Annotated in this window: 6 protein-coding genes; 4 read left to right on the top strand and 2 right to left on the bottom strand. The window is 64.9% G+C overall.

The window, feature by feature from the left end; all coding sequences use genetic code 11:
- The first annotated feature begins 1 nt into the window (after position 1).
- The 3 genes from I6F20_RS09540 to fhuB all read left to right on the top strand — a co-directional run bounded on the left by I6F20_RS09540 (position 2) and on the right by fhuB (position 3,989).
- Positions 2-982: an alpha/beta hydrolase gene (locus tag I6F20_RS09540; RefSeq protein WP_225125886.1), complete on the top strand. Its 981-nt coding sequence runs from the start codon at positions 2-4 to the stop codon at positions 980-982.
- An 81-nt stretch (positions 983-1,063) separates the two neighbouring features.
- Positions 1,064-1,996 carry an ABC transporter substrate-binding protein gene (locus I6F20_RS09535; RefSeq protein ID WP_225171351.1) on the top strand — a complete coding sequence of 311 codons (933 nt, stop codon included), beginning with the start codon at positions 1,064-1,066 and terminating at the stop codon, positions 1,994-1,996.
- On the top strand, positions 1,983-3,989 hold the full coding sequence (gene fhuB, locus I6F20_RS09530) for a Fe(3+)-hydroxamate ABC transporter permease FhuB (protein ID WP_225125884.1): 2,007 nt from the start codon (positions 1,983-1,985) through the stop codon (positions 3,987-3,989). Before I6F20_RS09535 ends, fhuB begins: the two co-directional genes overlap by 14 nt.
- Positions 3,990-3,995: 6 nt before the next feature.
- On the opposite strand, the gene I6F20_RS09525 is transcribed toward fhuB, so the two are convergent.
- Positions 3,996-4,847: an ATP-binding cassette domain-containing protein gene (locus tag I6F20_RS09525; protein ID WP_225125883.1), complete on the bottom strand. Its 852-nt coding sequence runs from the start codon at positions 4,845-4,847 to the stop codon at positions 3,996-3,998.
- A complete protein-coding gene (locus tag I6F20_RS09520) occupies positions 4,844-5,905 on the bottom strand; it encodes a siderophore-interacting protein (RefSeq protein ID WP_225125882.1) in 1,062 nt (353 codons plus the stop codon). The genes I6F20_RS09525 and I6F20_RS09520 overlap by 4 nt, the downstream gene beginning before the upstream one ends.
- Positions 5,906-6,199: 294 nt before the next feature.
- Here I6F20_RS09520 and I6F20_RS09515 point away from each other — a divergent pair, with 294 nt between their 5' ends.
- Entirely contained in the window at positions 6,200-7,897 is a 1,698-nt protein-coding gene (locus tag I6F20_RS09515; protein ID WP_225125881.1) for a cyclic peptide export ABC transporter, read from the top strand.
- Positions 7,898-8,005: the final 108 nt, after the last annotated feature.

Below are 8,005 nucleotides of genomic sequence, written 5' to 3'. Positions count from 1 at the left end.
TTTGAGTCTTGATCCAGATATCGCGGCATTGCTCGAGATGGTGCAGGCCGGCACCGAAAGCGGCGCGCGCGTTCCGTTTCCGCAATTGACTGCTGCGCAGGCGCGGGCCGATTTCGATGCGTCCTCGCCGCTGCTCGACGTCGATCCGCCGGCGCTCGCCTACGAGCGGCGTTTGTCGCTGCCGGTGCGGGATGGCGCGATCATCGAGGCGCGGCTCTATGCGAGCGCGCAACCGAGCGAACGCACTCCCATTCCGGTTCTTCTTTACATGCACGGCGGCGGCTTCGTCGTCGGCAGCCTCGATTCGCATCAGCCATTGTGCCGCGGCCTCGCCAAGGACAGCGGTGCGGCCGTGCTCTCGGTCGGCTACAGGCTCGCACCGGAGCACAAGTTTCCGACCGCTTTCGAGGATGCGGTCGACGCGCTAGCCTGGATCGGCCTCGAGGGCCGCGCGATCGGCCTCGATCCGCGCCGGGTCGCCGTCGGCGGCGACAGCGCCGGCGGAACGCTTGCGGCCGCGCTCGCGATCGAGGCGAGGACAAACAGGGGCCTTCCGCAGCCGGTGCTTCAGATTCTCGCTTATCCCGGTCTCAGCTCTCGACAAAGCTCCGCATCCTACGAGCGCTACGGTACCGGCCATCTCCTGGAGCGTAGCACCGTCGATTGGTTCTTCCGGCAATATCTCCGCGACGAGTCCGATCGCGACGATTGGCGTTTCGCGCCGCTCGCAGCGGATGATTTGTCGGGCCTCGCTCCCGCATGCATCGTCCTCGCCGAGTTCGATCCGCTGGTGGACGAGGGAAACGATTATGCAGCCCGCTTGGCGGCGGCCGGTGTTCCCGTCGATCTGCACGTTTATCCCGGCATGATCCATGAATTCCTGCGCATGGGGAATGTCGTGGCCGATGCCTTGCAGGCGAGGGCGGCGATCGGGCGGGCGCTGGCCAAGGCCTTTCTCGCCGCTGGCGAAAACGGGGCCTGACATGGAATGCAGCGTGAGCCAAAGTATGTCATGATCATCATCTCTCGCGGCCTCTTTGCGAGAGGCGCCTGAACGGATCCCATGAGCACCTCTATTCCAGACCATAGGCTGTCCCGCCGTGCGCTCCTCGGCGCGGGCGCAGCGATCGGAGGCACGGCCCTTGCGGGTCCATGGCCCATGGCGTTTGCCCAAACCGCTGGATCGCAATCCGGGCCCCGGGTCGCCGCGCTCGGCTGGGCCTGTGCCCAGACGATCCTGGCGCTCGGCGTCGTGCCGCTGGTGATTCCGGAGATCGAGCGCTATGGCCGGCTCGTCGTCGAGCCGCCCGTTCCGTCCGCGGTTCAGGAAATCGGTCTGCGTTCGGAGCCAAATCTCGAACTGCTGCAGAGCTTCGCGCCCGACATCATCGTCATCGATCCCAGCATTGCGGCCGCCGTCCCCCGGCTCAAGCTGATCGCGCCGGTCGAAACGTTCACGATCTTCAGACCCGGCGGGCATCCTCTCGACACGGCGCGCCATTCGACGTTGGAGCTTGCCAAACGCCTCGGGGTGCAGTCGGCGTGCGAAGCCTATTTCGCCCGTTTCGACGTCGCCATGGCCGGCTATCGTGAGCGGCTCCGGGGTCGCGGCGGCAAGCCGCTCTATCTCGTCAGCGAGATCTCGCGCAACCGCGCGCTCGTGTTCGGTCCGAACAGCCTCTATCAGGAGGTGCTCGATCAGTGCGGATTGAGGAATGCCTGGACGGGACAGAGCGGCCCATGGGGCCATACCAGTGTTGGGCTCGAAGTGCTCGCCGCGGTTCCGGACGCGCGGCTGGTGTTGATGACCTCGCGGGTCGCCGATGTCGAAGCGCTGCTGAAAGCAAGCCCTGTGCTTCAAACCCTGCCGTCTCTTCGGTCGCATCGGCTGACGGTCCTGGGTAATCAATTTTTCTATGGCGGCGTGCCGGCGGCCGAACGTTTCGCCCGCCTTCTCGCCGAACGTCTGCCGCGGGAAAGCCATGAGCAAGGTTGAGGCACTGCCGGCCCGGTCCGGCTTGGAGATGCATCCGGCGGTGCTGATCGGCTTGCTGCTGGCAGCCGCGGCCGCGCTGACCTGGCGCAACCTGTCCGGATATCTGCCCGCAGGCGCCTGGCTGCCGGTGCTGTGGCGGCCCGAGGTCACCGATCCCCAACAGATGCTCGTGCACTACACCGTTTTTCCGCGCATCGCAGTGGCGCTGCTGGCCGGCGCAGCCCTCGGTCTTGCCGGCACGGTCTCTCAGCAGGTGTTGCGCAATCCGCTTGCGGAGCCGAGCACCATCGGCGTCCTGAACGGCGCCTATCTTGCGCTGGCCGTGACGACCCTGTGGGCGCCGTCGCTGCTGGCCTTCGGCCGCGAGTGGATTGCGCTGTGCGGCGGGTTCGCTGCGTTCCTGTGCGTGTTCGGGCTGACCTGGAAGCGTGCGCTGTCGCCCGTCGTCCTGGTGCTCGCTGGATTGATCGTCAGCTACTACTGCGCGGTGACCACCCAGGCGCTGGTGCTGCTCAACCACGAATATCTGATCGGTCTGTTCATCTGGGGCGCCGGCTTCCTCAATCAGCAGGATTGGAGCAACGTCGCCTTCCTGGCGCCGCGGCTGCTGATTTCGATCGTGCTGATCGCGGCGATGGTTCGTCCGCTGACCCTGCTCGGCTTCGACGACGAGACCGCGCGCAATCTCGGCCTCGGATTGACGAGGGCCCGGGTCTTCGCGCTCGTCATCGCGATCGCGCTCAGCGCGTCGGTCGTCAGCGTGGTCGGCGTCATGGGATTTGTCGGTTTGTCCGCGCCGGCCATCGTCATGCTGTCAGGCGCGCGCCGCTTTCGCGACCGGCTGATCTGGGCGCCACTTTGCGGCGCCCTGCTGCTGTGGCTGACGGATCAGCTCGTGCTTCTGATCCCGCCCGGCTATCGCGAAATGCCGGCCGGTGCGGTGACGGCCCTGATCGGCGCGCCAATGTTGCTCGTGCTGCTGCCGCGGCTGCGGGCCGCCATGCCGATGGGAAACCTCACGCCATCCGTTCCGGCGCGGCTCGATCATCCCTGGCGCGTGATCCTGTTCGCGTTCGTCTTGCTGCTGCTTGCCGTCTGGATCGCACTCGGCCTCGGGGTCGGCTCCGACGGCTGGCGCTGGAGCGGCCTGTCGGGCTTGCAGGAATTCTGGCCGTGGCGCTGGCCGCGCGTGGTGTCGGCGCTGGCAGCTGGCGCGACGCTGGCGGTCGCCGGCACGCTGCTGCAGCGGATGACCGGAAACCCGATGGCCGCGCCGGAGGTCATGGGCATCAGCTATGGCGCCGCGATGGGCGTGATCGTTCTGCTCTATCTCTTTCCCGCCCACACCCGGCTGGAGCAGATTGCAGCGGCCGGGATCGGCGCCTTCATTGTGCTGGCGCTGGTGCTGCTGTTCAGCCGGCGGTCCGAGTTCAGTCCGGAGCGCGTGCTGCTGGCAGGCGTCGCCATGAGCGCGGCATTCGGTGCGATCATTGCCATGGCGCTGGCGACCGGCGATCCCCGCATCGGCACGCTGCTGTCGCTGCTGACAGGCTCGCTCTACCAGATCGGCCCGGCCGAGGCCGCAATCCTCGCCGCCGCGGCGCTCGTTCTGCTGATCATGGTGCCAATGCTGTCCCGCTGGCTTGATATCCTGCCGCTGGGATCTGCGACCTCGCGTTCGATCGGCATCTCGCTGACGCGGAGCCGCGTCATCATCATGCTGCTGACGGCGTTGCTGACGGCGACGGCCACGCTGATGGTTGGTCTTCTGAGCCTGGTCGGCTTCATCGCGCCACATATGGCACGGATGATGGGGGCGCAGCGCGCGCTGCATCAGGCGGCGCTGGCCGCGTTGATCGGGGCGATCCTGATGGTCACGGCGGATTGGGCCGGACGCATGGTGATCTTCCCGTTCCAGATGCCCGCCGGCATCTTCGCCATGATGCTTGCTGGACCCTATCTTATCTGGCTGCTGCGCCCGCAGCGCGGTTGACGGCGCTCACCGCGCGAAGCTGATGAGATGGCCATGGTCCGGCGACGGCATCACGCCCATGGGGATGCCGTAGATGGTTTCGAGCTCGGCCGGCGTCATGATCTTGTCCGGTGTGCCGCGCGCGATCAGCTTCCCGGAATGCAGCGCGATGATCTCGTCGCAGAAGCGGGCGGCCATGTTGACGTCGTGGAGCACCACGACCACGCCGAGATTGCGCTCGCGGGCGAGCTGCCTGACCAGCGACAGCACTTCGATCTGATGAGCGATGTCGAGCGCCGAGGTCGGCTCGTCGAGCAGCAGGCACTCGGCATCCTGCGCAACCAGCATGGCGATCCACGCCCGCTGGCGCTCGCCGCCGGACAACGTATCGACCAGGCGATCCGCAAAGGGTTCGATATGGGTCAACGCCATGGCGTTTGCGACCTTCTCGCGGTCGATGTCACCGAACCGTCCGAGCGCGCCGTGCCAGGGATAGCGACCGAGTGCGACCAGCTCCTTGACCAGCATGCCGGCAGCGGGCGGCGTCTGCTGCGGCAGGTAGGCGACCTTGCGGGCATAGTCCCGATCGCTCCAGGCGCGCAGTGCGCGGCCTTCGAAACGGATCGTTCCCGACGAGCTCGGCTGCTGGCGTGACAATAATTTCAGCAAGGTCGATTTGCCGGAGCCATTATGGCCGATCAGCCCGACGACGCTGCGTGCGGGAAGGGATAGCGTCAGCGGTTCGAGCAGCGCGCGCCCGGCCACCGCGAAGCCGACCTTGTCGAGCTGGAACAAGGGGGCGGGCGCTTCCAGTGAGGCCTGCGTGACGTCGGGCAAGGCGAGCGTCCTTTCGCTCGTCTGCGCGTGTTGGATCGTCATGGTTGGCGTAGGCTCCAATAGGCGACGGCCAGAAGCTGGTCACGGGAAAGCTTTCGCTCATCGCGCAGATGGTTGCGCAGGGTCTTCAGCGCCTGCGCCTCACACGCGATCCAGGCGAAGACGTCCCGATGGTCCGGCCATCGCACCGCCTTGACGGCGTCGACCAGGAGCTGCGTCGTCCCGGCTGGACGGCCCTCGCGATGCAACCAGCGGATTGCTACCCCGGCCGGGGCGACCAGCGGAACTTCCTCGCGCCGATCTGCGACCTCGATAAAGGCCTCACCCGTCGCCGTCGCCGGCAGCGTCTCCAGAATTCGCGCGATGGCGGGCAGGGCGGTTTCGTCGCCCGCCAGCAGCACCCAGCGCGCCGGACGAATGCCCCGGCCGAGCGGGCCGGCCATGCCGCAGATGGCACCGGCCGTCGCGTTCACCGCGAACGTCGAGCCCGGCCCGGCATGATCATGGACCACGAAATCGATGTCGATCTCGCGGCTCTGCAAGTCGATGCGGCGGATCGTGTAATAACGGGTGACGGGCCTGCGATCGGGCTCCGGCCACAGGATACGTCCGTCGGGCGCGGGCCACGGCCATTCGGGCTTGGCGAGGCCCTCGGGCGGGAAGTACAGCCGCACGTGCAGATCGTCGTCATTCACGAAACGGGCGATATCGTCGCCCGTGAAGGTCAGCCGCCGCATGTGCGGCGTCAGGGTGATCGCGGCCTTCAGCCGCACTTCACGGAAATTGGCCAGCGTGCCGCCGTTGGATTCATGACCGGACCAAATGATGGTTGGGGCAATGTCGCCCGCGAACTCGATCACATGCGAGGCGACGACCGAGCGCAGCATTTCCAGATTGCCCTTGTCGTTGGCCTCGACGCGGATCTTGAGCGCTTCGGCCTCGACGGCGAGGGAACTGATGCCGAACGGCAGTTTCGCCACCATGAGACCGTCCCGGTCCTCGAAGGCGATGTCATGCTCGGCCAGATGATCGATCATCCGCGCGGCGAGGCCGGCGGCGTCGGGAAGCGCGATGCGGGTTTCGGAGATCAGCAAGTCCAAACTCATTCTCCACCGGCCTGTCCGATGCCAGCCTGCAAGCGCTTCAAATGTCCGGATGTCGCGGCCTGGCACGGCTCTGGATCAAAAATCCTGCTCGCTCGCCGGCTGCGATGCAAAAGCGATACTACCCGCATCATATTAAAGGCATTGCCGATCCCAAATTAGAATCCATCGAAAGAGCAGCGAAAATAACCGCTGGAGTTGCGGTGCTGCCATCATGTATTCGCATCACTTCGGCACGGCTTGTCCGGCCATATAGGTTCGCTTCAGGTCTCCTCCAGCGCGGCTCTCATCATGAACTCACGAAGCGGCCTGACGACGCAGATCCTGCAGCTCCTGCGGCCCTACTGGCCACTCGTGCTCGGCGGCAGCGTTCTCGGAGTGGTCGGCGGTGCCTCCGTCGCGGCGTTGCTCGCGGTCGTGAATCATGGGCTTTATGCCACGCAGGCCGACGTGGTAACGCTGTTTTTCGCCTTCGCTGGCCTGTGCCTTCTGATCCTGATCGGTTCCATTGGCGCCGACATCAGCGCCAATTTTGTCGGACAGCGGATCATCGCCGAGCTTCGTAAGTCGCTCGCCGCCAAAATCCTGGCTGCGCCGATCGATCAGCTCGAAATCTACCGGACGCATCGCCTGATCCCGGTTCTCACGCAGGACGTCGACACGATCAGCGATTTCGCGTTCTTCTTTTCGTCCTTTTTCGTGTCGCTCGTGATCGCGCTCGGCTGCATGGTTTACCTGGCGGTGCTGTCTTGGCAGCTTTTCCTGATCACGGGAGTCGTCATCGTGCTGGGATCGCTGGCGCATGGATATGCGAGGACGCGCGGCGTTCGCGGCTTCAGCACCGCGCGAGAGGCCGAAGATCAGCTGCACAAGCAGTATCGCGCGATCGCCGAAGGTGCCAAGGAGCTGCGCCTTAATCGCGTGCGCCGTCGCCGCGTCTATGTCGAGCAGCTCCAGCAGACCGTCGACCGGATCAGCTCGGTGCAGATCAGGTCGATCAATCTGTTCGTGACGGCGCGGGCGTTCGGGACGATGCTGTTCTTCGTCGTGATCGGCGTGGCGCTGACCTTGCGACCGTTCCTGTGGCCCGACAGTCCCGCTGCGGTGTCCAGCGGGTTCGTGCTGGTGCTGCTCTTTATGCGCGGGCCTATTGATCAGGTCATCGGCATCCTGCCGGCGCTCGGTCGCGCCCAGGTCGCGATGCGCCGCATTGCGGAGCTCTCGGGGCAGTTCTCGAGCCCCGAGCACGATCTGCTGGCCAGTGCGCCCGCTGCACCCGGCAAGACCGCCATCGAATCCATCGAGCTCCGCGGCGTAACCTATGCTTTTCGCGCCGTGCCGGGCAGCGATCCCTTTGTCCTCGGGCCGGTTGATCTGTTCGTTCGGCAAGGCGACATCGTCTTCATCGTGGGGCAGAACGGCAGTGGAAAGACGACCCTGATCAAGTTGTTGCTGGGCCTTTATGCTCCGCATGGCGGCGCCGTGCTGCGCGACGGTTCGCCGGTCCTGACGGAGACACGCGACGATTACCGCCAGCTCTTCACGACCATCTTCTCCGACTATTATCTGTTTGAGGATCTCATTCGTGGAGAGGGCGTGGTTCCTGATGTGGCGGAACGCTATCTCCAGCGGCTGGAGGTCGCGCACAAGGTCTCGGTCGAGAACGGCGTGTTCACGACGACGGACCTGTCGACCGGACAGCGCAAGCGATTGGCGCTGATGAATGCATGGCTCGAGGAAAGACCCGTGCTCGTGTTCGACGAATGGGCCGCAGATCAGGATCCGGCGTTCCGGCACATCTTCTATACGGAGCTGCTGCCCGATCTGAAGCGTCTCGGAAAGACCATCATCGTGATTTCGCACGATGACCGCTATTTCGGGATTGCGGATCATCTGGTGCGGCTGCGCGACGGCAAGATCGTCGGAAGCGAGACGAAAGCAGATAACGTCGCGAGCGTTTCCGCGGTTCCAATTGACGCGCCGCTTTAGAGCTATTGTGACGAAGCGAGTGCTCTTTGTCACATGCAACGACAGCATGCGATCCCGTTTTGCGACAGGCCGTCAGATTTGTAGAGAATCTAATCTACGTGTGCGTGC

The organism is Bradyrhizobium sp. IC3123 (assembly GCF_020193625.1).
GTDB lineage: Bacteria > Pseudomonadota > Alphaproteobacteria > Rhizobiales > Xanthobacteraceae > Bradyrhizobium > Bradyrhizobium yuanmingense.
This window is presented reverse-complemented; position numbering and strand designations above follow the sequence as displayed.

Excerpts from the sequence above, each read along its gene's own strand:
- I6F20_RS09535 (WP_225171351.1), top strand. The coding sequence starts at position 1,064 with ATGAGCACCTCTATTCCAGACCATAGGCTGTCCCGCCGTGCGCTCCTC.
- fhuB (WP_225125884.1), top strand. The coding sequence starts at position 1,983 with ATGAGCAAGGTTGAGGCACTGCCGGCCCGGTCCGGCTTGGAGATGCAT.
- I6F20_RS09525 (WP_225125883.1), bottom strand. The coding sequence starts at position 4,847 with ATGACGATCCAACACGCGCAGACGAGCGAAAGGACGCTCGCCTTGCCC.
- I6F20_RS09515 (WP_225125881.1), top strand. The coding sequence starts at position 6,200 with ATGAACTCACGAAGCGGCCTGACGACGCAGATCCTGCAGCTCCTGCGG.